At 58.3% G+C, this 24,416-nt stretch carries 20 protein-coding genes and 1 riboswitch; of the genes, 9 read left to right on the forward strand and 11 right to left on the reverse strand.

Annotated elements, in window-relative coordinates; all coding sequences use genetic code 11:
• Nucleotides 1–8 precede the first annotated feature (8 nt).
• From lhgO to purD, 7 genes are all read right to left on the reverse strand, one after another.
• The gene (gene lhgO, locus ACEN2J_RS12240) at nucleotides 9–1,208 is read right to left on the reverse strand and encodes an L-2-hydroxyglutarate oxidase (protein WP_442106185.1); all 1,200 of its coding nucleotides are present in this window, start codon (nucleotides 1,206–1,208) and stop codon (nucleotides 9–11) included.
• A 99-nt stretch (nucleotides 1,209–1,307) separates the two neighbouring features.
• Nucleotides 1,308–1,664 carry a DUF1850 domain-containing protein gene (locus ACEN2J_RS12245; RefSeq protein WP_442106187.1) on the reverse strand — a complete coding sequence of 119 codons (357 nt, stop codon included), beginning with the start codon at nucleotides 1,662–1,664 and terminating at the stop codon, nucleotides 1,308–1,310.
• On the reverse strand, nucleotides 1,661–3,739 hold the full coding sequence (locus ACEN2J_RS12250) for a TRAP transporter permease (RefSeq protein WP_442106188.1): 2,079 nt from the start codon (nucleotides 3,737–3,739) through the stop codon (nucleotides 1,661–1,663). Before ACEN2J_RS12250 ends, ACEN2J_RS12245 begins: the two co-directional genes overlap by 4 nt.
• Nucleotides 3,740–3,815: 76 nt before the next feature.
• The gene (locus tag ACEN2J_RS12255; protein WP_442106190.1) at nucleotides 3,816–4,772 is read right to left on the reverse strand and encodes a TAXI family TRAP transporter solute-binding subunit; all 957 of its coding nucleotides are present in this window, start codon (nucleotides 4,770–4,772) and stop codon (nucleotides 3,816–3,818) included.
• A 158-nt stretch (nucleotides 4,773–4,930) separates the two neighbouring features.
• Nucleotides 4,931–7,174 (reverse strand): phosphoenolpyruvate--protein phosphotransferase, encoded by a 2,244-nt coding sequence (ptsP, locus tag ACEN2J_RS12260; RefSeq protein WP_442106191.1) that lies wholly within the window; start codon nucleotides 7,172–7,174, stop codon nucleotides 4,931–4,933.
• 23 nt (nucleotides 7,175–7,197) lie between these two features.
• Nucleotides 7,198–8,448, reverse strand: coding sequence for an aspartate kinase (locus tag ACEN2J_RS12265; protein ID WP_442106214.1), 1,251 nt, complete (start codon nucleotides 8,446–8,448; stop codon nucleotides 7,198–7,200).
• Nucleotides 8,449–8,593: 145 nt separating this feature from the next.
• Nucleotides 8,594–9,856: a phosphoribosylamine--glycine ligase gene (purD, locus tag ACEN2J_RS12270; RefSeq protein WP_442106192.1), complete on the reverse strand. Its 1,263-nt coding sequence runs from the start codon at nucleotides 9,854–9,856 to the stop codon at nucleotides 8,594–8,596.
• 71 nt (nucleotides 9,857–9,927) lie between these two features.
• Between purD and xseA the strand changes: the two genes are divergently transcribed.
• On the forward strand, nucleotides 9,928–11,544 hold the full coding sequence (gene xseA, locus ACEN2J_RS12275) for an exodeoxyribonuclease VII large subunit (RefSeq protein ID WP_442106194.1): 1,617 nt from the start codon (nucleotides 9,928–9,930) through the stop codon (nucleotides 11,542–11,544).
• 93 nt (nucleotides 11,545–11,637) lie between these two features.
• On the opposite strand, the gene ACEN2J_RS12280 is transcribed toward xseA, so the two are convergent.
• Together ACEN2J_RS12280 and ACEN2J_RS12285 are read right to left on the reverse strand one after the other, a co-directional pair.
• Nucleotides 11,638–12,048: a hypothetical protein gene (locus ACEN2J_RS12280; RefSeq protein WP_442106195.1), complete on the reverse strand. Its 411-nt coding sequence runs from the start codon at nucleotides 12,046–12,048 to the stop codon at nucleotides 11,638–11,640.
• 13 nt (nucleotides 12,049–12,061) lie between these two features.
• Nucleotides 12,062–13,135 carry an alkane 1-monooxygenase gene (locus ACEN2J_RS12285; RefSeq protein WP_442106196.1) on the reverse strand — a complete coding sequence of 358 codons (1,074 nt, stop codon included), beginning with the start codon at nucleotides 13,133–13,135 and terminating at the stop codon, nucleotides 12,062–12,064.
• 415 nt (nucleotides 13,136–13,550) lie between these two features.
• Between ACEN2J_RS12285 and ftsY the strand changes: the two genes are divergently transcribed.
• The 3 genes from ftsY to ACEN2J_RS12300 all read left to right on the forward strand — a co-directional run bounded on the left by ftsY (nucleotide 13,551) and on the right by ACEN2J_RS12300 (nucleotide 16,119).
• Nucleotides 13,551–14,543 carry a signal recognition particle-docking protein FtsY gene (gene ftsY, locus ACEN2J_RS12290; protein WP_442106197.1) on the forward strand — a complete coding sequence of 331 codons (993 nt, stop codon included), beginning with the start codon at nucleotides 13,551–13,553 and terminating at the stop codon, nucleotides 14,541–14,543.
• Nucleotides 14,544–14,607: 64 nt separating this feature from the next.
• Nucleotides 14,608–15,507 (forward strand): EamA family transporter, encoded by a 900-nt coding sequence (locus ACEN2J_RS12295; protein ID WP_442106198.1) that lies wholly within the window; start codon nucleotides 14,608–14,610, stop codon nucleotides 15,505–15,507.
• 3 nt (nucleotides 15,508–15,510) lie between these two features.
• Nucleotides 15,511–16,119 (forward strand): inner membrane-spanning protein YciB, encoded by a 609-nt coding sequence (locus ACEN2J_RS12300; protein WP_442106200.1) that lies wholly within the window; start codon nucleotides 15,511–15,513, stop codon nucleotides 16,117–16,119.
• 32 nt (nucleotides 16,120–16,151) lie between these two features.
• Here the strand turns inward: ACEN2J_RS12300 and ACEN2J_RS12305 are convergent, their stop codons facing one another.
• Nucleotides 16,152–17,081 carry a mechanosensitive ion channel family protein gene (locus tag ACEN2J_RS12305; RefSeq protein WP_442106201.1) on the reverse strand — a complete coding sequence of 310 codons (930 nt, stop codon included), beginning with the start codon at nucleotides 17,079–17,081 and terminating at the stop codon, nucleotides 16,152–16,154.
• 180 nt (nucleotides 17,082–17,261) lie between these two features.
• Between ACEN2J_RS12305 and ACEN2J_RS12310 the strand changes: the two genes are divergently transcribed.
• A complete protein-coding gene (locus ACEN2J_RS12310; RefSeq protein WP_442106202.1) occupies nucleotides 17,262–17,870 on the forward strand; it encodes a hypothetical protein in 609 nt (202 codons plus the stop codon).
• Between the two features lie 94 nt (nucleotides 17,871–17,964).
• On the opposite strand, the gene ACEN2J_RS12315 is transcribed toward ACEN2J_RS12310, so the two are convergent.
• On the reverse strand, nucleotides 17,965–18,672 hold the full coding sequence (locus ACEN2J_RS12315; protein ID WP_442106204.1) for a glutathione S-transferase N-terminal domain-containing protein: 708 nt from the start codon (nucleotides 18,670–18,672) through the stop codon (nucleotides 17,965–17,967).
• 83 nt (nucleotides 18,673–18,755) lie between these two features.
• Nucleotides 18,756–18,833: riboswitch (SAM riboswitch) on the forward strand.
• Nucleotides 18,834–18,890: 57 nt separating this feature from the next.
• On the opposite strand from ACEN2J_RS12315, the gene metZ reads away from it, so the two are divergent.
• From metZ to ACEN2J_RS12335, 4 genes are all read left to right on the forward strand, one after another.
• On the forward strand, nucleotides 18,891–20,072 hold the full coding sequence (gene metZ, locus ACEN2J_RS12320; protein WP_442106205.1) for an O-succinylhomoserine sulfhydrylase: 1,182 nt from the start codon (nucleotides 18,891–18,893) through the stop codon (nucleotides 20,070–20,072).
• Between the two features lie 137 nt (nucleotides 20,073–20,209).
• On the forward strand, nucleotides 20,210–21,256 hold the full coding sequence (folE2, locus tag ACEN2J_RS12325) for a GTP cyclohydrolase FolE2 (RefSeq protein ID WP_442106206.1): 1,047 nt from the start codon (nucleotides 20,210–20,212) through the stop codon (nucleotides 21,254–21,256).
• 96 nt (nucleotides 21,257–21,352) lie between these two features.
• Nucleotides 21,353–22,801 carry a TrkH family potassium uptake protein gene (locus ACEN2J_RS12330; RefSeq protein WP_442106208.1) on the forward strand — a complete coding sequence of 483 codons (1,449 nt, stop codon included), beginning with the start codon at nucleotides 21,353–21,355 and terminating at the stop codon, nucleotides 22,799–22,801.
• A gap of 56 nt (nucleotides 22,802–22,857) precedes the next feature.
• Complete coding sequence (locus tag ACEN2J_RS12335; RefSeq protein ID WP_442106210.1) at nucleotides 22,858–24,312, forward strand: TrkH family potassium uptake protein; 1,455 nt, start codon at nucleotides 22,858–22,860, stop codon at nucleotides 24,310–24,312.
• Nucleotides 24,313–24,416: the final 104 nt, after the last annotated feature.

A 24,416-nucleotide genomic window follows, 5' to 3' on the forward strand; every position in this document is an offset into this window, starting at 1 on the left:
GCGGACTGTCACGCTGACGCCAGCAGTTGGTCGGTGATGTAGCGACCAATTGGAATGGCAGAGGTGGCTGCGGGTGAGGGCGCGTTGCAAACATGCAGGCTGTGGCGGGTTTGGACAAACAAGAAATCGTCGATGATTTTGCCATCAGGGGCCACGGCCTGGGCGCGCACACCGGATTTATAGGGGGCAAGGTCATTGAGCGTGATGCGGTGGCAGTATTTCTGCACTTTTTTCAGGTAGCGGGATTTGACCAGCGAGGCGCTGAGTTCATCAATCGCCGAGCCGGCGTTTTTGGCCAGAAGTTTCCAAAAGCCGGGGTAGCTGAGGGCCGAGGCAAGGTCGGTCGGGTTGAGGCTGAATTTGCCGTACCCTTCGCGCGCGCCGGCCAGCACGGCGGACGGGCCAACGGTAAAACCACCATTCATTTTGCGGGTGAGGTGGACTCCGAGAAACGGGCGTTCAGGGTCGGGGACGGGGTAGATGAGGTGTTGGACCAGATCATCAGGTTGGTTTTTGATCGCGAAATAGTCGCCGCGAAAGGGGATGATGCGAAATTGGACGTCCGCGCCGAAATTGCGGGCCATGCGGTCTGCGTGCAGGCCCGCGCAGAAGACGGCTTTGCCCGCTGATAGGGGGCCATGCGTGGTGTTAAGGGTCACAGACTGGGTGGATTCATTGCCGCCGGTGACTTGGGTGCTAAGGAGGATATCGCCGCCGCGGCGGGTGAACAGCTCAGCCATCTTTTGCGCGACGGCTGCGAAATCCACGATGCCGGTAGATGGCGATAGGAGCGCGCCGGTGGTGGAAATATTGGGTTCAAGCGTGCGGGCATCCTCCGCCGAGAGGCGCTCAATAGGGATGCCATTGGCGCGGGCGCGGGACTCGAGTGTGGTCATCCGAGTCAGTTCGGCCTCATCGGTGGCGACGATCAACTTGCCGCAGGTCTGGGTTGGGATGCCGTGTTCGGCGCAAAAGTCGCGGGTGGCTTGGACGCCGAGGGCGCAGAAGCGGGCCTTGAGGCTGCCCGGGGCATAGTAGACGCCGGCGTGGATGACGCCCGAGTTGCGGCCTGTTTGGTGGAGGGCGGGCTGGGACTCTTTTTCAAGAAGTGTGATACGGGCAGTGGGGTGGCGCGATTGCAGGTCGAGCGCTGTGGCGAGGCCGACAATGCCGCCGCCGGTGATGGCGAAATCTGTGGTTTGGGGCATGGGCGGCTCCGATATGGGGTTCGTGTGGCAGGCGCCGGGGGTTTTGCACCCCCCCGGACCCCCGCAGGATATTTGTGCCGAAAAGAATGCGGAAGGGGGTTATGGGCAGGGTTTGACGGTTATGGCGGCGCTTGCTGTGGTGCCAAGGTCTTGGCAGCCGCTGTCGGTACAAAAGTGCCAGCCCGAGCCTGTGGCACCCGAAGCGGCGAGAGTAAGTTTGGGAACGGTGGTGTTGGGTTGCCAGACCCACCAGCCGTTCTCTAATTTCGCATCATCGGCAGGTTCCATCCCCGCGCCCGAGCCTTTGATTTTGACGCCAGTGAGGGTGAGGGATTGGCCGTTGATTCGCCAGCTTTCGACCCAGTCGATTTTTTCAACCGAGTGGGTCCAGCGCAGGGTGAAATCTGGGGTTGGGAGGGCGAGCAGTGCCGCCCCCACCATTAGGCAGACGGTCATGCCATCGCCCGTTTGCGCCACCAGAGAAGGGCAGCGAAGGCTGCGACGAGGGCGAAGCCCAGCTCATCGGTCGCGGGGAGTGCTGCGATGAGCGAGGCAGCAGCTGCGACGGCCAAGGCGCGTTCCCACAGGGCGAGCGGGCGGCCGAGCCAGCCGATAACTGCGGCACCCCAGAGGCCGATGGCAAGTACAGCCTTGAAGACGATATAGGCCACGGCAGGGGCAAAGCCGATGGATTCAGCCAGTGCGCCGCCCGGTTGCAGCATCAGCGCGGGGGTGTAGACCGCCATGTAAGGGATAACAAAGCCGGCTGCGGCAATTTTGACCGCTTGGAGCGAGATTTTGAGACCGCTTTCCTTGGCGATCGGGGCGGCGGCAAAGCAGGCCAGTGCTACGGGTGGCGTAAGGTCGGCGAGGATGCCGAAGTAGAACACGAACATATGGCTGACGATCAGCGGTACGCCGAGCTCTAACAGGGCGGGGCCCGCAATGGCGCTTGTGATAATGTAGTTGGGGATTGTCGGGATGCCCATGCCGAGGATGATACAGGTGATCATCGTCAGGATCAGCGACAAGATCAGGCTGTTCTGGCCGACCGAGACGATAAAGCTGCCAAAGGTATTGGCCACGCCGGTCAGGGTCATCGTGCCGATGATGATGCCAACCAAGGCGCAGGCGATACCCACGGGCAGGGCGGTTTTGGCGCCATCGGCCAGCGCATCGCGGCAGATGCCTAAGGTTTCGCGCCCGCCTTTTTGCGTGGCGTTCCAAGCGATTAGGCCTGTGATTGCGGTTAGGACCACCCAGATGCCGAGCTCAAAGAACGCGGCTGCAATGAGGCCGAGGCCAATCCAAAAGATTACCCGAATGACGCCTTGCGGCAGGTTCAGCGCCGCCGAGGCCCCTAGGATCAGCATCACGGTAAGGGCGAGGCCAATGGTGCCTGCGAACAGCGGAGTATATCCGGAAAACAGCAGATAAACGAGCACTGCGAGTGGCAGGATCAGGTGCCAGCCTTCGCGCAGCGCCTTGCGCGGCGAGGGCAGTTTGTCAGGGGCGAGGCCCATGAGATTGGCGCGCCCAGCCTCTAGATGCACCATCCAGAAGGCCGAGGCGAAATAGAGGATCGCGGGGATGAGGGCGGCTGTGACCACCTCAAAATATTCAACCCCAAGGGTTTCGGCCATGATAAAGGCCACGGCGCCCATCACGGGCGGCATCAATTGGCCACCCATCGACGCGGTTGCCTCAACCCCGCCAGCGAAAGCCGAGCGGTAGCCAAAGGATTTCATCAAGGGGATGGTGAACTGGCCGGTGGTCACCACATTGGCGACGCCAGAGCCCGAGATCGTGCCCATCAGGCCCGAGGAAAGAACGGAAACCTTGGCCGGGCCGCCTTGTTTATGGCCAACAAGGCCGAGCGAAACATCGGTGAAAAGTTTGATCATCCCGGCCTTTTCAAGGAAAGAGCCGAACAGGATGAAGAGGAAAATATAGGTGGACGAGACGTAGATCGGGATGCCGTAGATGCCTTCGGTGCCAAAGGCCATGTGGTCCACAACTTGGGAAAAATCATAGCCGCGGTGGTTGAACGGGCGGGGCAGGTATTGGCCGAACAGGCAGTAGGATAAGAACAGGCCCGAAATAATCGGCAAAGCTGGCCCCATCAGCGCCCAAGCGGCGGCAAAGACTGTGAACAGCGCGATGCAGCCGATCACAATATCCATCGTCAGCGGGTCGCCGGCGCGCATGATCAGCGGGACATATTCCCACCACTGGTACAGCGCCACGGTAACGCCAAGGGCTGCCATCGCCCAGCCGATGGTGCGCGCGGTGGCTGTGCCGCTTTTCATCAACGCAAGCAGCGGAAAGCCCAAGAGGGCGAGAAAGCCTAGGTGAAACGCGCGAGTGATTTGGCTTGCGAAATCAATAAGATGGGCTGCCGTCGCGATTTGAAAAGCCGAAAAGGCAACGGCGATCCAAAATAGGATACGTCCCTCAATACCCGGCGGAAAGCCAGAGGACAGCGGGTCGTGGTGCGCCACGTCTTGATCGGTTGTTTGAGTGTTTTGCATGTTTTGCGCCCTCCCCAGCTGCAAAGACTGGGGCGGCCCCTGTTTTAAAGGCCGCCCCTTGGTCAGTTTTGTTGGTTTACTTAATCAAGCCAACTTCGCGGTAGTAACGCTCGGCACCCGGATGCAGCGGGATCGGCATGCCGGTCAGCGCGGTTTCAAGGGTGATCTGTGCTGCCGATTTATGCGCAGCAACCAGCGTCGGCAGGTTTTCAAACATCAGCTTGGTCATCATATAGGCGGTTTCTTCTGGCACATCTTCGCTGGTCACAAAGAAGTTCATGACCGCCACCGTGGGCACATCTTCGGTCTGGCCTTCATAAGTGCCCGCGGGGATGACGCCCGCAACAAAGGGCGCGCCAAGCTTTTCGACTACATCACCCGGAATGGCGACGATTTGGGTCGGCATCGCTGTCGCAAGATCTTTGATCGAGGCCACGCCAACACCAGCCGATTGCAAGGTCGCGTCAAGCTGACGGTTCTTTTGCAGTTCGACCGATTCGGCGAAAGGCAGGTATTCGACCTTGGACATGTCATCATAGCTCATGCCTGCGGCTTCAAGAATGGCGCGCGCGTTCAACTCGGTGCCCGATTTTGGCGCGCCAACCGACAGGCTTTTGCCTTTCAGATCCGCCAGCGTTTTGATTCCGCTGTCCGCGGTGGCCGCGATCTGGATATAGTTTGGATAGGCCGCAGCAATACCGCGCAGTTTTGTCAGGGGTTCTTTAAAGCCAACATCCGCATTGCCTTCCCAGGCGAATTTCACGGAATCGCCAAGCGCCAAGGCCAATTCGCCCTTGCCCTGTTGCAAAAGGTTCAGGTTTTCAACCGATGCTTTGGTCGACTGAACCTGCGCCTGCACGTTTGGCATCTTTTCGCCGTAGAGTGTGGCGAGCGCCGAACCTACGGGGTAATAAACGCCCGATGTGCCGCCCGTCAGTACGTTAATGAATTCTTGCGCATGCGATGCCGCAGGGGCAGATGCGATTACAGCACCGGCCACAAGGCTGCGCAGGGTTGCGGTCATTTTTGACATAGTGTCCTCCTCCAAGGTGTAGCGCCACGTCTTAGTTTGCGTGATCCAAGGGAAGTGTGGGCTGAATTGGGGGCATACCTCAATCTTTTTCGACAAATTTATCGAAATCAAGCAGCGATGGGCCGCCAACGGCTTGGCGAGATCTTGCCAGACGGGGCCTAATTTGCGTCTTTGGCTAGAAATTCCATGACGGCGGGGCGCACCGAGACACTGCCTTTGGCGCATTCGGCATTAATCACCTCGCGCAGGGCGGCAAGGTCGGTGCGGCGGATCAGGCTTTTGACAGGACCGATGGACGCGGGGCGCATGGACAGGTTTTGCAGGCCGATTGCCGCCAGACAGATCGCTTCAACCGGGCGACCGGCATCTTCGCCACAAAAGGAAAGTGTGGTGCCGCTTTCGGCGCAGCGATCGATGATTTGGCGAATAAGCCCAAGGAATGACGCGTTTAGCGTATCATACCGGCGGCGCACACGTTCGTTTTCACGGTCGGCGGCAAAGAAAAACTGCTTTAGGTCGTTGCCGCCAATTGACAGAAAATCTGTCGTTTCAAAGAACTCACGCGGCGCAAAGGCAAGGCTGGGAGTTTCCAGCATCGCGCCGATTTCAAGCGTTTCAGGCGTCGGGTGGCCAAGCGCACCCTCACGCTCGACCTGCGCCAAAACATAGGCGCGGGCATCAATATATTCGGCATATTCGGCGATAAACGGAAACATGATTGACAAAGGGCGGCCCGCCGCAGCCCGGATAAGCGCCTGCGCCTGCATTTGCAGCACCCCGGGTTTATCCAGCCCCACGCGGATCGCGCGCCAACCCATGGCGGGGTTCGGCTCATCTTGCGGCTTCATGTAGGGCAGCACTTTGTCCGACCCGATATCAAGCGTGCGAAAGGCCACGCGTCGGCCTTTGGCGGCATCCATAACGCGGGCGTAAAGCCGTGCCAGCTCATCCCGCTTTGGCATCTTGTTGCGGATCAGAAACTGCAATTCTGTGCGAAACAGGCCAACGCCTTCAGCACCCGAGCTTTCAAGGCTGGGCAGATCGGCCATAAGGCCCGCGTTCATATGCAGGCTGATTTCGCGGCCATCCAGTGACAGTGCAGGCTTGTCGCGAAGGTCGGCATAGCGCAGTTGCGCTTGCGTTTGCATGGCGATTTTGTCGCGAAAGGCGGCGGCGACCGATTCTTCGGGGCGCAAATGCACGATGCCCTGATCGCCATCAACCAATATCGCATCGCCGTTCAGCGCCTCGACAACTACCCCATCGGCATGGATCACCAAAGGTATCGCCAGCGCCCGCGCCACAATCGCTGCATGCGAGCCGACTGAGCCTTCGGACAGGACCACACCGCGCAGGCTGCGGCCGTATTCCAGCAACTCGGCAGGGCCGATATTGCGGGCCACAAGCACAGGGTTTTCGGGCAGCTCTGCGCCGGTATCACGGCCTTGACCCGTCAGAATGCGCAGCAGCCGGTTCGACAGGTCATCGAGGTCGTGTAAACGGTCACGCAAGTACGCATCGGGCACCTGAGACAGGCGCGCACGGGTGGCGGATTGCTCTTTCTCAACAGCTGCTTCGGCAGAAAGCCCTGCCTGAATGTCTTCCTCCATCCGGCGCAGCCAGCCGCGCGAATGGGCAAACATGCGGTAGGCTTCAAGAACCTTTTTCTGCTCTTTATCAAGGCTTTGCGCGGCCAGAAGGTCATCAACCGACACCCGCAATTCGCCAACGGCGGCACGGATGCGGGTTAGCTCAACTTCGGGGTCATCGGCGACAGGGTTGGTGACAACCACGCGCGCTTCATGCAGCCAAACTTGGCCTTCGGCGCTGCCCTCTTGGCCGGTTGCACCACGAAACATGACGGGCTGTTTGTGCAGCGCACCCAAGGCAGCACCCTCGCCAAGGAAGGCACCAAGCTCGGTCATCTCGGCCAAAACCATGGCGACGACTTCCAGCGCATAAACCTCATCATCCGAAAACTGGCGGGCGGCTTTGGATTGCACGACCAGTACGCCCAGTTTTTCACCAACCCGTTGGATTGGCACTCCAAGGAAAGAAGAGTAAATCTCTTCGCCCGTTTCGGGCATAAACCGAAACCCTTTTTCCGAGGGGGCGTTGGCGGTGTTTACCGGTACGGCTGTACGGGCCACGCGGCCCACAAGCCCTTCACCCAAACGCAGGCGGGTTTGGTGTACCGATTCCGCCAACAGGCCTTCGGAGGCGCAAAGCTCCAAGGTTTCCGTATCGCGAAACAGATAGATCGAGCACACCTCGGTATGCATCGAATCTGCGATCAGATGGGTGACCCGGTTCAACCGTTCCTGGCCTTGGCCCGGCTCGGCAAGACTGTCGCGCAAGCGCTTCAAAAGCTTGCGGCTGTCGCTTTCACTACGTTCCGGCATGATCCCCCAGCTTGGACGGCGGTTTAGCCCGCTTTGTCCAATTCAAAGGCATCATGCAGTGCTTGGACAGCAAGTTCCATATATTTCCGGTCAATCAGCACCGAGATTTTGATCTCAGACGTGGAAATGACCTTTATATTTACGTTCTCGGCGGAAAGTGCCTTAAACATAGTCGCTGCAACCCCAGCGTGTGACCGCATGCCGATTCCAACGACCGAAATTTTGGCGACATCGCTATCCACGTTCAACTCGACAAAGTTGATGCTGCCTGCGGCTTTGGCATCTTCCATCGCTTTGCAGGCGCGTGCCACTTGGTTGACAGGGCAAGAAAATGTCATGTCGGTCACCGCGCCACCATCGGCTTTTTCCGAGATGTTTTGCACGATCATATCGACGTTCACGCCCGCCTCGGACAGTGGCCCAAAGATCGCGGCGGCAATGCCGGGGCGGTCAGCCACGGTCACAAGGGTAATCTTCGCCTCATCGCGCGAATAGGCGACGCCAGAAACAACTTTCGATTCCATGATTTCATCCTCGTCACAGACAAGAGTGCCAGAGTTTTCATCGGTTTCCTCAAACGAGGACAGAACCCGCAGACGCACCTTAAAGCGCATCGCCAATTCAACCGAGCGGGTTTGCAGAACCTTTGCGCCAAGCGAGGCCAGTTCCAGCATTTCTTCAAAGGCGATTTTATCCAGCTTGCGCGCTTTGTCGGTGATGCGCGGGTCGGTGGTATAAATGCCATCAACATCGGTATAAATATCACAGCGCTCGGCGTTGAACGCGGCTGCAAAGGCAACGGCTGTGGTGTCAGATCCGCCACGGCCCAGCGTCGTTATGCGGCCCTCGGGCGACACGCCTTGAAAGCCTGCAACCACGGCAACCTTAAAGCCTTCGGCAAACTTGGCGTTGATATTATCGGACGGAATCGATTTGAACCGCGCCGAGGCATGTGCCGAAGTGGTGTTGATCGGCACTTGCCAACCTTGCCAGCTGCGGGCTGGCACATCCATCTCTTGCAAGGTCAGCGCCATCAAACCGGCGGTGACGTTCTCACCAGACGACACCACGGCATCATATTCACGCGCATCATACAGCGGCGAGGTTTGTTCAACCCAGCCCACCAACTCATTGGTTTTGCCCGACATTGCGCTGACGATGACGATAACGTCATACCCGCGTTCAACCTCACGCTTCACCTTTAGCGCCGCATTTTTGATGCGCGCCAAGTCGGCAACCGAAGTGCCCCCAAATTTCATCACGAGAAGCGGCATGGATTCCTCCCCCGGCCCCAAAAGTTGGCGCTTCATATGCGGCTATCCAACCGGGCGCAAGGGGGACAGGCCGCGCAAGAGCGCTGATTTCATCTTGGTCTAAATACCTAAAACCCGCAGGTGGTCACGGGTGCTACCTTTGGGCTTAAAGCGCGCGCCAGCCGATATCGCGGCGGCAAAACCCGCCTGGCCAATCAATCGCATCCACCATGGCATAGGCGCGGTCGCGTGCAGCGGCTAAATTGTCGCCCCGCGCCGTCACGTTCAACACGCGGCCACCAGTTGCAATAACCTCGCCATCGTGCGCTGCGGTGCCTGCATGAAACACCATGTTAAAGCTGTCTTCGGGTAGGGCGCCCAGCCCGCCAATCACGCTGCCTTTTTCCGGCGTGCCTGGATAGCCATTGGCCGCCATAACCACCGAAAGCGCGTGATCCTCGGCCCAATTCACCTGCGCACCCGCCAATTCGCCTTTGGCGCAGGCCAGCAGCAAATCAAGCGCTTGCGCGCCCAGCCGCATCATCAGCACTTGGCACTCTGGGTCACCAAAGCGCACATTATATTCCACCAGCCGCGCATGTCCGTCTTTGATCATCAGGCCAGCATAGAGCACACCTTCAAACGGCGTTCCGCGACGGGCCATTTCGGCCACGGTGGGGCGCACGATCTGCGCCATCGTTTCTTCCAAAATTGCATCCGTCAAAACCGGTGCAGGCGAATAGGCCCCCATCCCGCCGGTATTCGGGCCGGTATCGCCATCACCCACGCGCTTGTGGTCTTGGGCTGTGCCAACGGCGAGGCAATTCACGCCGTCTGACAGAATGAACAGGCTGGCCTCTTCGCCTTCCATGAATTCCTCAATCACCACTTCGGCACCCGCCGCACCAAAGGCCCCGCCGAAAATCTCATCAATGCCGTCCAGTGCCTCGGTCAGCGTCATGCCCATGATCACGCCTTTGCCAGCGGCCAAACCATCGGCTTTAATCACCAAAGGCGCGCCATGCTTGGTCACATAGTCCCGCGCGGATGCCGCATCGGTAAAGCGGGCATAGCCAGCGGTGGGCGCGTTACACGCATCGCAAATCTCTTTGGTAAACGCTTTTGACGCCTCAAGCCGTGCCGCCGCTTTCGACGGCCCGAACGTCAGCAAACCTGCTGCGCGGGTGGCATCGGCAACACCTTCGGCCAGCGGGGCCTCGGGGCCGATCACTACGAAATCAATCGCGTTCTCTTCGCAAAAGGTGACAACTGCAGCAGCGTCCATGATGTTGAAACTTGCGCATTCGGCCAGCATCGCAATGCCCGCATTGCCCGGTGCCACGATCAGCCGATCACATTTCGGGTTTTGCTTGATGGCCCAAGCAAGGCTGTGTTCACGCCCGCCGCTGCCCAAAATTAGGATATTCATCTTGTCCCCCGCTTGGCCTTTGTTGGCTGGCGTTCTAAGGTCTTGATACGCAGATCACAAGAAGGCTCATGATGTCTGACCTATTCGAAGATGGCCCCGCGCCAACCGGCAACTCACCCGAATTCACCGTGTCGGAACTTTCTGGCGCGGTAAAACGGGTGATTGAGGGCGAATTTGGCCTTGTGCGTGTGCGTGGCGAAATTGGCCGTGTGTCGCGTCCGGCGTCAGGGCATATGTATTTTGACCTGAAAGATGACCGCTCGGTGATTGCTGCGATCAGTTGGAAAGGGCAGGTTTCCAAAATGCAGGTCCGCCCCGAAGAGGGGATGGAAGTGGTGGCGACGGGTCGGATGACCACCTTTCCCGGCCAATCGAAATATCAGTTGATCGTGGAAAGCATCGCGCCGGCGGGGGCAGGGGCCTTGATGGCGATGCTCGAGGCGCGGCGCATAGCGCTGGCCGCCGAGGGGCTGTTTGACGCAAGCCGAAAACGCGCGCTGCCCTATTTGCCAAAGGTGATCGGCGTAGTCACCTCGCCTTCGGGTGCTGTGATCCGCGATATTTTGCACCGGTTGCGCGACCGCTTTCCGCGCCATGTGCTGATCTGGCCGGTGGCGGTGCAAGGCCAAGCCTGCGCGCCCGAGGTGGCCGCAGCGATTCGCGGGTTCAACGCAATCACACCGGGTGGGCCGGTGCCGAGGCCTGATTTGATTATTGTTGCTCGGGGCGGTGGGTCACTTGAGGATCTGTGGGGGTTTAACGAGGAAATCGTTGTGCGGGCCGCTGCCGAAAGCCGGATTTCGCTGATCTCGGCCGTGGGGCATGAAACCGATACCACCTTGATCGACTTTGCCAGTGATATGCGCGCGCCCACCCCCACGGCGGCGGCCGAAATGGCGGTGCCGGTGCGGATGGAGCTGATTGCAGGCCTTGACGGGCAAGGTGCGCGGCTGTCGCGGGCGGTGGTGCAAATGGTGGGTCTGCGCGGGCAGCGTTTGCGCGATTTGGGTCGCGCTTTGCCCCAATTGGACAGGCTGACCCAAGCGGCGGCCCAGCGGTTTGACCTGTGGTCTGGGCGTCTGGGCGGGGCATTGGTGCTGGCAACCAGCGCCAAACGCAGCGCCTTAGACCGTGCAGCGGGGCCGATGCGGCCAAAGCTGCTGCTGGATTTGGTGGTACGGCGCGGTGATCGGTTGGAGGAACGCGGCCGCGCTTTGACCCATGCACAAACCCGCCGAATGGAACGGGCGGGCGAGAGGCTGGCGGTAGTTTCCCAGCGCTTGGCCCCTGCCTTGGACCGCGCTTTTGCCGACGCTGGCCGCGATATTGCGCGGTCACGTGATAAGCTGGTGGGCTTGGATGCGCGCCTGCAAGCGGCCCCTGCGCTGCGGCTGGCCGATCTGGGCAAACGGTTGCATGCGCTGGACCGCACGCGCCAAACCTTGGGCTATGCCGAAACTTTGCGGCGCGGCTATGCCGTTGTGCGCGGTGAGGCAGGCGTGATCACCACCAAGATTGCGGCCGCAAAGGCTGGGGCGCTGGAGATTGAGTTCCACGATGGCCGCTTTGCGGTCGGGGCCAGCACTCCAAGCAACCCCACCCCGCCCAAACCGTCCCCCAAGACTGCGTCGAAAACACCGCCAAAGGAACCACCAGCGGAGTCGGGCGGGCAAGGCAGTCTTTTCTAGATATGTTCGGTTTGTGCAAGGTTTTGGTAAGCTGAACCGATTTTTCTGCGGAAAATAACGCCTCGCTTGAGATAGAGGTTCGGTTTTTGTAGGCTAAACGCCGATATCCGGGCCGGTACAGGCCAAAGGTTCAGTGGTTTGGTTTACCTCATTCAGCTCGGTCGCGGGCGGTTCGGATACAAACCGCGCCATCAGCTTGCCGCCGTCCATTTGGAAGGTCCAGCATTGCGGGGTGGCGTCATGTTCATAGATAAAGCAGATTTCGCCCGCGTCCTCATACCAATGGCCGATACGGCAGGTATCATCAACAAAGGCCCAGCGAACACGGCGGTTGGGCAAATATTGTTCAACCCCGTAAACCTGCCCGTTTGACGCATAGGTCAGGGTTTTGCCGGTGGCATAGGCCTCAAATTCCTTGCCCGTCAGGTTGGTTTGTGCCTGTCCGGCGGTGCCGGAAAGCAGGGCGCCAGTCATGGCAAGTAAGGATAGGATGAGCGCGCGCATGTTGGGCGGTCCTTTAGCGTTGTTTGGCTTGGGCCAAGGATGGCGCATCCGGCGCAAGATTGCCAGTCACAGCTATGTGGGCCTGCCACTTGTCCAAGCGTTTGGCCATGACGCGCTGCCAAAGGCGCGGGGCAAGGGCCATGCTACAGCACAAAGGCAAGGGATAGGGCAGGAATGGCGCATCGCCCGCCGCAGGTAGACGCAGCGCGGGGTAGGGGCGGCTTGGATGGGCATGATGGTCGGAGTGGCGCGGCGCGTTCAGCATCAAGGCCGAAGAAAACCACTGCGGGGCGTTCCAGCTGTGGCGCGCGTTCACCGGCTCTAACTTGCCATTGTGCAGCGTTGCGCGCAGCAAGCCGTAGTGCTGCACATAATCGGCCAGCAGCAACTGGCTGTGCCCGTACACCGCAAGCGCCAGCCACACCGCCGCCCCCGCAAGCCCCGCCAACGCAAACCCCACGGCCAGTGATGCCGCCGAGATCAGAGTATAGACCGCATAAGGATGCAGCCCTTTGCCGCGCCGCCGCAGCGTTTCAGCCCGCAGCCCTGCGCGATACGATCCCGCCCACGCGCGCGGCCAGAACTGATAGAACGTCTCACCCCGTCTTGCGGTATTTGGGTCATCCAAGCTGGCGGCCGCGCGGTGATGCACAAGGCGGTGCGCCGAGGCATGGTGGCCAAACAGCATCGTCGCGTAAACCACCACGCCCAAAGCATAAAGCGCGCGGTTGCCCTTATGGATCAGCTCATGCGCGCAGGGGTTGGAGACTTGGCCAAACCACTGCCCCGCCGCAAGGGCCAGTAAAACCCGTTCCCAAACCATCAGCCCGCTTGGCCCCGCCACCGCCCAAACCACCAAAGGAAAGGCGATAAGATGCCCCAGCCCCAAGACCAAAAGCAACGCATCCGCCGCCGGAAATTCAGCGCCCTCAACCGCGTCGGGCAGGACCATCGGGATCAGCTGATCCAGCAGCGCCGTGAACACCCCCATGTATAAAACCGCCAGCAGCACCCACAGCCCGCCAAATGGCACCGCAAGGCACAGCAGCAAAAGCGGCGTCAGTGTGGCCAGTGCAAACAATGGCATGCGAGGCATCCGTTTTCCTTTTCGGGTTGTTTCCACATAGCAAGCAGGCCCGTTGCTGCATAACATACCCGCAGGTGCGCGAGAGGAAAGTGAAATGATCCTTCATCTTTGGATGCTTATCGCCGGAGCAGGGGCGCGGCTATGTCGTGGTGATTTCGGTATTGGCCGGCGGGCCGGTTCATCCTGCCAGACGTGCTGCTGGCCTAGGGGCTGTTTGTGCTGCGCATCACCACGTGGCACCTGGTTTTCGCAATAACGCTTTAGGCAAGCTATTGGATCGGCCAGTTTCTGATCTTGCAAGGCGCGTTAAGCGTGGATTTGGCGGCTTAGGCCTTTCCCTAGGCCGTTTGATTGATTAGGTGAAAAGAAACCCACCCAACGCCTGTTTCATTGGCCAAGTTCATCGGGGGCAGCGATGTCATTCTTTAAAAAACTGCGGAATAAGATGGTGCGGTCGTCGGAAAAGATCACCGACGGGCTTGATGCGTTGGTGACAGAAGAGGCTGCCGCCCAACCGTCCCCCGCCAAACCCGGCATCCTTGGCCGCCTGATGGGGCAAGCCCCTGTCGAGGCCAAGCGGGAATTTGACGATGCCCTGCTCGAAAGCCTAGAGGAGCTGTTGATCGAGGCCGATATGGGCGTGGAAACTGCTTTACGCGTCACCGCCAATATCGCCGAGGGGCGGATGGGCAAACGGGTCAGCACACATGATATCAAACTGGCCCTTGCCGCAGAAGTCACACGTATCATGGAACCCGTCGCCCGCCCGATGCCGCTTTATGCCAAGCGCCCGCAGGTGGTGCTGGTGGTCGGCGTTAATGGCTCGGGCAAAACCACGACGATTGGCAAGCTGGCCAGTCAGTTCAAGACCGCAGGCAAATCGGTGGTAATCGCGGCAGGCGATACATTCCGCGCGGCGGCGGTGGAACAATTGCAAGTCTGGGGCACACGCGCAGGCGTGCCGGTGCTCACCGCCCCCGAAGGGTCAGACCCCGCCAGCCTTGCCTTTGATGCGATGACCAAGGCGCAGGAAATCGGCGCCGATCTGCTGTTGATCGACACCGCAGGCCGCCTGCAAAACCGTGCCGACTTGATGGAAGAGTTGACCAAAATCGTCCGTGTGATCCGCAAAAAAGACCCCGAGGCCCCGCATAACACCCTCTTGGTACTAGATGCCACGACCGGCCAAAATGCCGTCAACCAAGTTGAGATTTTCCGAAAACTTGCAGATGTGTCCGGCCTTGTGATGACCAAACTCGACGGCACAGCCAAAGGCGGCGTGCTGGTGGCATTGGCCGATAAATTCGGCCTGCCAATTCATGCCATCGGTGTGGGCGAGCAAATCGACGACCTCGCCCCCTTTGACCCCGAAGAGTTTGCAGCCGCCCTCGTAGGCCTAGATAAATGAGCCTGCTTTCTGTTCGGCCCAAATATCCCGGGGGTGCGGGGGCTGGCCCCCGCTTTTTGCCAACTTGAGCGATTGGATCAGAACCTTAGAGGGCACCCCGGCTGGCCACGATCTGGCACTGGCTTTGGCCCTGCTTGCCGCAATTTTGCACGCGCTGTTTGGCGCACTGCAAAAGGGCAAGCACGACCCGTGGATGGCGCGCAGCGCGATTGATATCAGCTATGCCATAATCGCCGCCCCCTTTGCGCTGTTTGTCGTGCCATGGCCCGAACCGCATATGTGGATCATTTTCATCGGCGCGATGGTGATCCATGCGGGCTATAAATACCTGCAAGCGATGACCTACAGCCGCGGCGCCTATACTGTGGTTTACCCCGTCGTGCGCGGCACGGGACCGCTGTTTGCGGTGCTAGGCGCGATGGTCTTGTTTGATGAGCATTTCACCGCGGGCCAATGGGTTGGGCTGGCCACATTGCTGGCAGGGATATTCGGGCTTGCGGCCTATAATCTGCGCTATGTCATCGTCGCCCGCGACACCTTGGTTCAGGCTTTGGGTTATGCGGTGGCCACGGGGGCCTTTGTGGCGCTGTATACGACCTATGATGCCTATGGCATCCGCGCGACCTATGACCCGTTCACGTTCCTTGCGTGGTTTTTCATGTTCGACGGGTTTTTCATGCCGCTGATCATGCGGCGCGAATTGCTGGCGTTGACCCGCGCCGAGGCGGTGCCGCTGTTTAAGCGCGGCGTTTTGGGGGCGTTTGTCGCATTTTTCAGCTTTGGCTCGATCCTGATGGCGACACGGCTGGATAAAGTGGGCGAGGCGGCAGTGCTGCGCGAAACCTCGACCGTCTTTGCCGCATTGATCGGTTGGTTGGTGCTGAAAGAACGGGTAACAAAGGCACAACTGGGGCTGATGACCCTGATCGCGGCGGGCGCCGTGATTGTTGAGATGATGGGATAAAATATGGCGGAAAAAAAGATCAGCGGCGGGTTGAAACTGTTTTTGGAACTGGGGCCGGTGGCCGCGTTTTTCATTGCCTATGTGAAAATGAAGGGCCAAACCTTTACCATAGGCGGCACTGATTATGACGGGTTCATCGTGGCCACAGCGGCGTTTATTCCGTTGATGCTTGTGTCGACCGGTATTCTTTGGGCGCTGACGGGCAAGCTGTCAAAGATGCAGATCATGACGGTGGTTTTGGTCGTGGTGTTCGGCGGGCTATCTGTCTGGCTGAATGACGAGCGGTTTTTCAAGATGAAACCGACGATGATCTATGCGCTTTTTGCGGGCATTTTGGGCTTTGGCCTGCTGCGCGGCGAATCGTATCTAAAGGCCGTGATGGGGGAAAGCCTGCCGATGGAAAGCGAAGGCTGGATGATTTTGACCAAACGTCTAACCCTGTTTTTCGCAGTGCTGGCCGTGTTGAATGAGGTGATCTGGCGCGGGTTTTCCACCGAAGTCTGGGTGAATTTTAAAACCTTTGGTCTGACCGCCGCAGTGTTTCTGTTTTTCATGACCCAAAGCCGGATTTTTGCGAAATACGGGATCGAGAAACCCAAGGATGATGCGTAACGCGCGGCCATAACAGCCGCGCGCCTTTGCGGTTAGGCAGTGCCTTGCGCTGGGGCGCCCAAGATATCGGCGCGCTGTTTCACCAGTTCGGGCGGGGTTTCATCGCGGAAAATCTGGGTTTGAATTTCGAACGGGATGTCGATCCCGGCCTTTTCAAGCGCAGCTTTTACCGATTTCAGCACCGAAACACGGCTGCCAATAATGGGGCCATCGGGCTTTACCCACCAACGCACCCTTATCGTGACCCATGACGCATCGAGCGACCATGGCAACGCCTGTGGGGCAGGGTCTGTTTCCAACCCCTCGATGCCTGCAAGCGTATCTAGCATGATTTTGCACGCGGCCTCGATGTCATCATCATAGCTGATGCCGAAATCCATCTGCAACCGGCGCGCCTCATAGGCGGTGACCACCTGAACCACATCGGTATAAAGATCGGCGTTGGGGATAATGACGCGCTGGCCGTCATAGGTGCGGATCAGGGTGGCGCGGCTTTCAATTCGTTCAATCGTGCCTTCATGACCGCCCACGATGATTTCATCGCCGACGTTGAAGGGCTGGTTCAGCAAAAGCAGCATCCCCGCCAGCCAGTTTTGCAAGATATCTTTGAAGGCAAAACCAATAGCGACCGATCCTATGCCAAGCCCTGCGACGAGATCGGCGGGGTTAAGGTTTGGCAAAACTATGGTCAGCGCAAGCAACCCACCAAAGGTGAACACCGCCCAACGGATAAACCCACCAAAGACTTGGCCAAGGTTGTCACGGCCACGAGTACTGGCGGCTTTGCGCACCAAAAAGCCGATAAGGCGGGCGATGTACCACATCAGGGTTATGAAAACCAAAGCGATGATAATATTCGGTAAAAGCAGTGTTGCCTTATCCAGCCAACTGTCGAGCTTGGACAAGAGCTTTTCGGGGTTAAGATCGACTGCCGTTGTGATCTCTGTGGTGTCTGTCTCCATGTGTCCGTAGCCCTTCGCGCAATTTCCCCCAAGGCCGATTAGCGTTGGGGCCCCCTTTGGGGGCTGAAAATCTAACGCAAGGCGCGCCGTATTGGTTCCGCCGCGTGCTGCAATTATGCCCTAGTGGTGCCAAACTTCATGGCTACCACCCTGATGTGGCCAGTGATTAAGGAGAGCGTCATGGACAGGCGGATATGGACGACATTGCAGCTTTTTGCGGCGTTGTTCACCAAAGTCCCGATGATTGAGGCGCGCTGCATGTTGCCCTCGGCTGTGCTGCTGATTGTCTATCCTGCGGTGATGGCGCTGTGGCCCGAGCAGCCGCTCATGGCGTTTGCGACTGCTTTTATGCTGTGCCAAATCGCCCGGTTTTTGCTATACTCACACAGAAAAGTCAGGCTTGCGGAGGGCAAATGGCTGGTTTGGGTGTGCCTCCTCTTCGGGGCTTTGTTCTTGGCCGCGCAATATCCGATTGTTTGCCAGCATGTGCCCAGCCTTGTCAGCTTGGGCTTTGTGATCCTGTTTGCCGTTGATGCGCTGGATGGCAGTTATAAGACGGTGCGGGGCTATTGGCCGGGCAAAACCTTTGCCCCCTATGCGCGTGAATTGACGCAATCGATGCTGGTGCTGCACCTGACCTATATTTTGCTAAATGAAACTGTCATCAAAACGGCCTCGGTTGAGGGGTGGATGGTCTATTATGCATTCTGGCCGGTGGTGCATCATGTCCTGCTGACAGCGCTGTTTCGCTCGGTGTTTTGGCTGACGCCGCAACCGGGGCAGCGTTAGGCAGGGTGGATTGGGGGCCACCGGCAGCAAGGTGGATATTTAAGAACAGATGATAGGGGGCGCCGTGAATGGTGCCCCCCGTTTGGTATGCGGGTTAGGGCTTTTTGCCGAACATGTTTTTCTGGGCGTCGGTGTTTTTGCTGACATCGCGGCGCAGATCGGCGGCGAGGGCGCGGCCTGCAATAACACCGGGGCGGGCTGAGAGTTCATCAAGCCAGCGTGCAAGGTTGGGTTTGTCGTCCAGCGTTTGTTCTTGACCCTCCCACAGCGAGGCCCAGCCCCAGCAGGCAAAATCAGCGATAGAGAGAAAATCACCAGCGATATATTGGGTTTTGGCAAGCTGACGGTCCATCACGCCGTAAAGCCGCGCGGTTTCATTGCGATAGCGGTCTTTTGCATAGGGCAGATCATTCGGCGGGTCCATCGCAGGGGCGTATTTAAGGAAGTGGTGGGTTTGGCCAGCCATCGGCCCAAGGCCCCCCATTTGCCACATCAACCACTGGTCGGTGCTGATGCGGTCGCGTTCCGTTTTGCCATAAAACAGGCCGGTTTTGCGGGCAAGGTATTGCAAGATTGCACCCGATTCAAAGATTGAAATGGGCGCGTTATCCGGGCCGTTCGGATCGATGATCGCGGGCATCCGGTTGTTGGGCGCGATTTTCAGGAACTCGGGGCTGAACTGATCACCGGCACCGATGTTTATCAGATGAAGGGTGTAGGGCAAGGCCATTTCCTCAAGCGCTATGCTGATTTTCCAGCCGTTGGGGGTGGGCCAGTAGTAAAGGTCGATCGGGTCTTGCATGGGTGTCTCCGGTTATTTGGGGTATCAAAGCGGAAAACGACTGGGGTGGAAAGGGGTGTTGACGTGACGGCGGCGCAGGCGTATTTCAAATTTGTGGCGCTTTGTTACCGGATTGCGGGCCACGTTAAATATTCCGCTAAAGAGGTTTCGGGATGTCCCGGCGCCTTTTGGGTTGCCGGGTTTTTTTTATGGCTGTGTCAAACGCAGGGGGCCGCAGGATGTCGAAAGAGTGGAAAACGCGCACGCAATTGGTGCATGAGGGCAGCCGCCGCAGCCAATATGGCGAGATGGCCGAGGCGATCTTTCTGACGCAGGGCTTTGCCTATGACAGCGCCGAAGCGGCCGAAGCGCGGTTTATCAAGGCGGGCGATGATGAGTTTATCTATGCCCGCTATGGTAACCCCACAGTGCGGATGTTCGAAGAGCGGATTGCTGCGATTGAGGGCACCGAGGACGCATTTGCAACGGCCAGCGGCATGGCGGCAGTTTCGGGCGCTTTGACGGCGATGTTGAAGGCAGGGGACCATGTTGTGTCATCCCGCGCGCTTTTTGGGTCTTGTTTGTACATTCTGGAAGAGGTTCTGACGCGGTATGGCGTGCAGGTCACGTTTGTTGACGGCACCGACCTTGCTGCCTGGGAAAAGGCCTGTGTGCTGGGCACGAAGGCGGTTTTCTTTGAGTCGATGTCGAACCCGACGTTGGAGCTGATTGATATCGAAGCAGTCTCCAGAATCGCGCACAAGGTGGGTGCGCTGGTGGTAGTGGATAATGTCTTTGCCACGCCGATCTTTTCTCGCGCGGTCGAGCAAGGGGCCGATGTGATTGTTTATTCCACGACCAAGCATGTGGACGGGCAGGGCCGTGCGCTGGGCGGCGTAATTTGCGGCACGCGCGACTTTATTCGCAAAGTGGCCGAACCGTATTTAAAGCATAGCGGTGGATCGATGAGCCCGTTTACCGCGTGGATCATGCTGAATGGCATGGCGACGTTGGATCTGCGCTGCCGTGCAATGGCCGAGGCGGCCGCCAAGATTGCGGCGCGGCTGGAGGGGGACGCGCGATTGGAGCGTGTGATCTATCCGGGGCTTTACAGCCACCCGCAGGCGGACCTTGCGGCACGGCAGTTGGGGTCGGGTGGCACGATGGTGACGTTCGACATCAAAGGCGGCAAGGATGCGGCGTTCCGCTTTATGAACGCGTTGGAAATTATCAAAATTTCCAATAACTTGGGCGATGCTAAAACGATTGCAACCCATCCCTATACCACCACGCACCAACGCCTGCCCGAAGAGCAAAAGGTGCAGCTTGGCATCACGCCGGGGCTGATCCGCTTGTCCGTTGGGTTGGAAGACCCTGATGATTTGATCGGCGATTTGATGCAAGGTTTGGCGGCGGTTTAGCGCGCCTTGCACAAAATCCCCCCCGCGCGGCGGCTTTGTCTGTTATGATGGGGGGGCCAGTTGCCTTTTTGTGGGTGCGACCCTAAATCGTCACATGAGGCCGATATGCTGGGCCAAAACCCATTGGGGGACGTGCTATGAACATTCATTCGCCAGAGATTGACGCAAACCCGAGCCGCGAAGAGGCCGAGGCCGCCCTTGCGGTCGTGCGGGCGTGGGAGGCTAAGGCCGGTGCAGCTTTGGATTATCCGCAGCTTTCGGCGACATATCCTGCAGATTTCAAGGTGGATGCGGCGTATAAGGCGGGCTTGCCTGATTTGCAAAATGGCCCTGCCAGCCTGATCGTGGGCGAAAAGACCCTGATCCAGCATGTCGGAATTTCCAATTTCCGCCTGCCGATCCGCTATCACACCCGCGACGGGGCCGATGTGATGCTGGAAACCAGCGTCACTGGGTCGGTTAGTCTTGAGGCCGAAAAGAAGGGCATCAACATGAGCCGCATCATGCGCTCATTCTATGCCTATGCCGAAAAATCCTTTAGCTACAAGGTGATGGAACGTGCTTTGGAGGATTATAAGCGCGATTTAGACAGCTTTGATGCGCGGATTCAGATGCGGTTTTCCTTTCCGATGAAGATTGAAAGCCTGCGCTCGGGCCTTTCGGGCTGGCAGTATTATGACATCGCGCTGGAACTGGTCGATCTGGGCGGCGTGCGCAAAACCATCATGCATCTTGACTATGTCTATTCCAGCACTTGCCCGTGTTCTTTGGAGCTGTCGGAGCACGCGCGGCGCACACGGGGGCAGTTGGCCACGCCGCATAGCCAAAGGTCAGTTGCGCGGATCTCGGTAGAGTTGGTCGGTGATAAATGCCTGTGGTTTGAGGACCTTATCGATTTGGCCCGTGCCGCTGTGCCGACTGAAACGCAAGTGATGGTCAAGCGCGAAGACGAACAAGCCTTTGCCGAGCTGAACGCCGCCCATCCGATTTTCGTCGAAGACGCCGCGCGCAGTTTTTGCGCCCAATTGCAGGCAGACCCCCGTGTGGGTGACTTTAGAATCGTCGCCAGTCACCAAGAAAGCCTGCACAGCCATGACGCCGTTAGCGTTTTGACGATTGGCGATACCTTTGCGGCCACAAGTCTTGACCCGAAACTGTTCACGACTTTGTTTCATATCGGTTAATTCGACCCCAGTTGCGGCCAAACGGACACAGCGGCGCAGGCGTGAATCTGCGCCCAATTGACGTTTTTCCAGCGCAGTAATACCGATACCCGCATTATGATCGACATACGCCCAGTTGCCTATGTGATCGGGCGTATCCTGATCGTGCTCGCCATCTTGATGTTGGCGCCAGCCGTGGTTGATTTGCGCGCTGGGGTTTCGAATGGCGCACAGATACTTGAGGCCGCGATGGTCACCGGCCTTGTTGGGCTTTGCGTCGTTTTGTCCACGCAAAACGCGCTGCACGGCAACCTTTCGGTAAAACAAGCCTATCTGCTAACGACGGGAATTTGGGCGCTTGTGCCCGCCTTTGGCGCACTGCCCTTTATGTTTGGCGCGCCGCATTTGCAGTTCACGGATGCCTATTTTGAGGCGGTCTCGGGCATCACCACCACGGGTGCCACCGTGATTTTCGGATTGGACGATATGCCGGTCGGGTTGATTTTGTGGCGCGGGATGTTGAACTGGCTGGGCGGCCTTGGCATTGCGTTTATCGCAATGATTTTCCTGCCGCTGATGCGGGTGGGCGGCATGCAGTTTTTCCGCACCGAAGGCTTTGATACCTTTGGCAAAGAGCTGCCCCGCGCAACCGACCTCGCGGTCGAGTTGGCACGGGTGTATGTGCTGCTGACGGTGGCGTGTATTTTCAGTTACGCCTTGGTTGGCATGACCCCCCTTGATGCCATTGTGAACGGGGCCACGACAATTTCGACCGGCGGGTTTTCGACCTCGGATAAATCCTTGGGCAAATATCCGGGTGCGGGTGAGTATGTTAGCACTATCTTTATGATTTTGGGGTCCTATCCCTATTTGCGCTATGTGCAGCTGGTGCGCGGCGATGCGGGCCCATTGTGGCGCGATGAACAGATCCGCGCCTATATGCGATGGCTGGGCGGCGCTGTTTTCATGGTTTGGCTGTGGCAGGTCTGGCGTACCGACATGGGGTGGGAACCTGCGTTTCGTGAGACGGTTTTCAACCTGACGTCGATTATGTCGAGCACGGGCTATTCGTCGGGCACTTTTCCTGCTTGGGGCGGCTTTATGATGATTGTGGCCTTTGTGATCGGCACGGTCGGGGCGTGTTCGGGGTCATCGGCGGCGGGGTTAAGCGTGTTTCGGGTACAGGTGGCAATGGCTGCTTTGCGCGCGCATTTGACGCAAATCACCAGCCCCAACACTGTTGCCGTCGTGAAGTATGAGGGGCGGCGTGTTGAAAATGACGTGTTGAACGGGCTGATCCTGTTTTTCACCGGCTATATTTTGCTGCTGGGCACGATGACCGTTGCTGTGTCTTTGACGGGGGTCGATACGGTTTCGGCATTGTTCGCGGTTTGGACAACGCTGGGCAATGTCGGTTATGGCTTTGGTCCGTTGGTGATGCGCACGGGGACGTTCATTGATTTCCCACAAGACGCGATTGTGATTATGACGGTTGCGATGCTGCTGGGCCGGTTGGGGTTGCTGGCGATTTTGGTGATTGTGCTGCCCAATTTTTGGCGCAAGTAAGGGCCGCAGTTAGCCAAGCGGTTGACAGCCGCGCTGTGGGCCGTCAAGTCTGCAAAATGATTGATCTTCGACCCGTTGGATATATCATTGGTTTGCTTATCGCCACTTTGGGGGCGATGATGCTGTTTCCGATGGCGCTGGATTATATGTCTGGCGATGGCAATTGGATGGCCTTTCTGGAATCGTCGGTTTTGACCTGCCTTGCGGGCGCGGTCTTGTCGTTGTCTTGCGCCAACAGCACCGCAAAGGGCCAAGGTATCACGCTGCGCCAAAGCTTTGTTTTGACGACCGGAACATGGGTGATGTTGCCCGCTTTTGGCGCCTTGCCGTTTATTTTTGGTGCGCCCGATGCGACCATTACTAACGCAGTGTTTGAGGCCGTTTCGGGGGTGACGACCACGGGCACAACGGTGTTTGTCGGGCTTGATACGCTGCCGCCGGGGGTAAACCTGTGGCGCGGAATTTTGCAATGGTTGGGCGGGGTAGGGATTGTTATCGTCGCGTTGATCTTTTTGCCGGTTATGAAGGTCGGCGGGATGCAGTTTTTCCGCTCGGAGGGCTTTGACACGCTGGGCAAGATCTTGCCGCGCGCGCTGGATATTTCTACGGCCCTGATCCAGATTTACATCGTGCTAACCGTTGCCTGTGCGGCCTGTTATTTCGCCTTGGGGATGAGCGGCTTTGACGCTGTCGTCCACGCGTTGACTACCGTTTCTACAGGTGGGTTTTCCAGTTCGGATATCTCATTCGGCAAATTTGCCCATTCGATGGAGCTGGTGGCAATTGTGTTTATGCTGCTGGCCTCGATGCCGTTTATCCGGTTTGTGCAGGTGGCGCAGGGCAATTTTACGCCGCTTTGGCGGGATCCGCAGGTGCGGGCCTATGTGCGTTGGAACGCCTACGGCGCCTTGGCGGTCACGGCGTATGAGATGTACCATTTTGACCGCCCTTTCCTGGAATCACTGCGAGAAAGCAGTTTCAACATTGTGTCCACGTTTTCCGGCACTGGGTTTGCCTCGGTTGATCTGTCGACTTGGGGGCCGTTTCCCTTTGTGGTGCTTATCACGGTCGGGCTGATCGGGGGCTGTACGTCCTCCACCGGCTGTTCGGTCAAGGTGTTTCGCTATCTGATTTTATTTGAGGCGATCAAGGTGCAGATCCGCCGCTTGCACAGCCCGTCTGCGATGATCGACGTGCGCTATGCAGGGCGGCGCGTGGGCGATGATGTGATCGGGTCAGTCATCGTATTTTTCACCCTGTTTATCCTGACCTTTGGCGTGGTTGCTGTGGCCTTGGCTTTGACAGGGCTGGAAACCAAAACCGCGTTTACCGCAGCTTGGACCGCCGTGGCCAACGTTGGCCCAGCCTTTGGCCCCGAGGTTGGGCCAACCGGCGCGGTGGATGGTTTTCCGGCTGCGGCACGCTGGATCATGGTCGGCGGAATGCTGGTCGGTCGGCTAGAGCTTATGTCTGTTTACGTTCTGCTACTGGCACGGTTCTGGCGCAGTTGAGCCTGTGGATGTAACCGCAGCCTAAAACTTGCAGTTACCCATAAGTGTCTGGCGGCGACGTTGCGATGCGGGCTCCCTCGACGAGATCGGCTAGGCGTGAGAAG

This window comes from Pseudorhodobacter sp. W20_MBD10_FR17 (genome assembly GCF_052119765.1).
Taxonomy (GTDB): Bacteria; Pseudomonadota; Alphaproteobacteria; order Rhodobacterales; family Rhodobacteraceae; genus Pseudorhodobacter.

What these genes read in the sequence shown, in the direction of transcription:
- lhgO (WP_442106185.1), bottom strand. Translation starts at nt 1,208, where the DNA reads ATGCCCCAAACCACAGATTTCGCCATCACCGGCGGCGGCATTGTCGGC.
- ACEN2J_RS12245 (WP_442106187.1), bottom strand. Translation starts at nt 1,664, where the DNA reads ATGACCGTCTGCCTAATGGTGGGGGCGGCACTGCTCGCCCTCCCAACC.
- ACEN2J_RS12250 (WP_442106188.1), bottom strand. Translation starts at nt 3,739, where the DNA reads ATGCAAAACACTCAAACAACCGATCAAGACGTGGCGCACCACGACCCG.
- ACEN2J_RS12255 (WP_442106190.1), bottom strand. Translation starts at nt 4,772, where the DNA reads ATGTCAAAAATGACCGCAACCCTGCGCAGCCTTGTGGCCGGTGCTGTA.
- ptsP (WP_442106191.1), bottom strand. Translation starts at nt 7,174, where the DNA reads ATGCCGGAACGTAGTGAAAGCGACAGCCGCAAGCTTTTGAAGCGCTTG.
- ACEN2J_RS12265 (WP_442106214.1), bottom strand. Translation starts at nt 8,448, where the DNA reads ATGCCGCTTCTCGTGATGAAATTTGGGGGCACTTCGGTTGCCGACTTG.
- purD (WP_442106192.1), bottom strand. Translation starts at nt 9,856, where the DNA reads ATGAATATCCTAATTTTGGGCAGCGGCGGGCGTGAACACAGCCTTGCT.
- xseA (WP_442106194.1), top strand. Translation starts at nt 9,928, where the DNA reads ATGTCTGACCTATTCGAAGATGGCCCCGCGCCAACCGGCAACTCACCC.
- ACEN2J_RS12280 (WP_442106195.1), bottom strand. Translation starts at nt 12,048, where the DNA reads ATGCGCGCGCTCATCCTATCCTTACTTGCCATGACTGGCGCCCTGCTT.
- ACEN2J_RS12285 (WP_442106196.1), bottom strand. Translation starts at nt 13,135, where the DNA reads ATGCCATTGTTTGCACTGGCCACACTGACGCCGCTTTTGCTGCTGTGC.
- ftsY (WP_442106197.1), top strand. Translation starts at nt 13,551, where the DNA reads ATGTCATTCTTTAAAAAACTGCGGAATAAGATGGTGCGGTCGTCGGAA.
- ACEN2J_RS12300 (WP_442106200.1), top strand. Translation starts at nt 15,511, where the DNA reads ATGGCGGAAAAAAAGATCAGCGGCGGGTTGAAACTGTTTTTGGAACTG.
- ACEN2J_RS12305 (WP_442106201.1), bottom strand. Translation starts at nt 17,081, where the DNA reads ATGGAGACAGACACCACAGAGATCACAACGGCAGTCGATCTTAACCCC.
- ACEN2J_RS12310 (WP_442106202.1), top strand. Translation starts at nt 17,262, where the DNA reads ATGGACAGGCGGATATGGACGACATTGCAGCTTTTTGCGGCGTTGTTC.
- ACEN2J_RS12315 (WP_442106204.1), bottom strand. Translation starts at nt 18,672, where the DNA reads ATGCAAGACCCGATCGACCTTTACTACTGGCCCACCCCCAACGGCTGG.
- metZ (WP_442106205.1), top strand. Translation starts at nt 18,891, where the DNA reads ATGTCGAAAGAGTGGAAAACGCGCACGCAATTGGTGCATGAGGGCAGC.
- folE2 (WP_442106206.1), top strand. Translation starts at nt 20,210, where the DNA reads ATGAACATTCATTCGCCAGAGATTGACGCAAACCCGAGCCGCGAAGAG.
- ACEN2J_RS12330 (WP_442106208.1), top strand. Translation starts at nt 21,353, where the DNA reads ATGATCGACATACGCCCAGTTGCCTATGTGATCGGGCGTATCCTGATC.
- ACEN2J_RS12335 (WP_442106210.1), top strand. Translation starts at nt 22,858, where the DNA reads ATGATTGATCTTCGACCCGTTGGATATATCATTGGTTTGCTTATCGCC.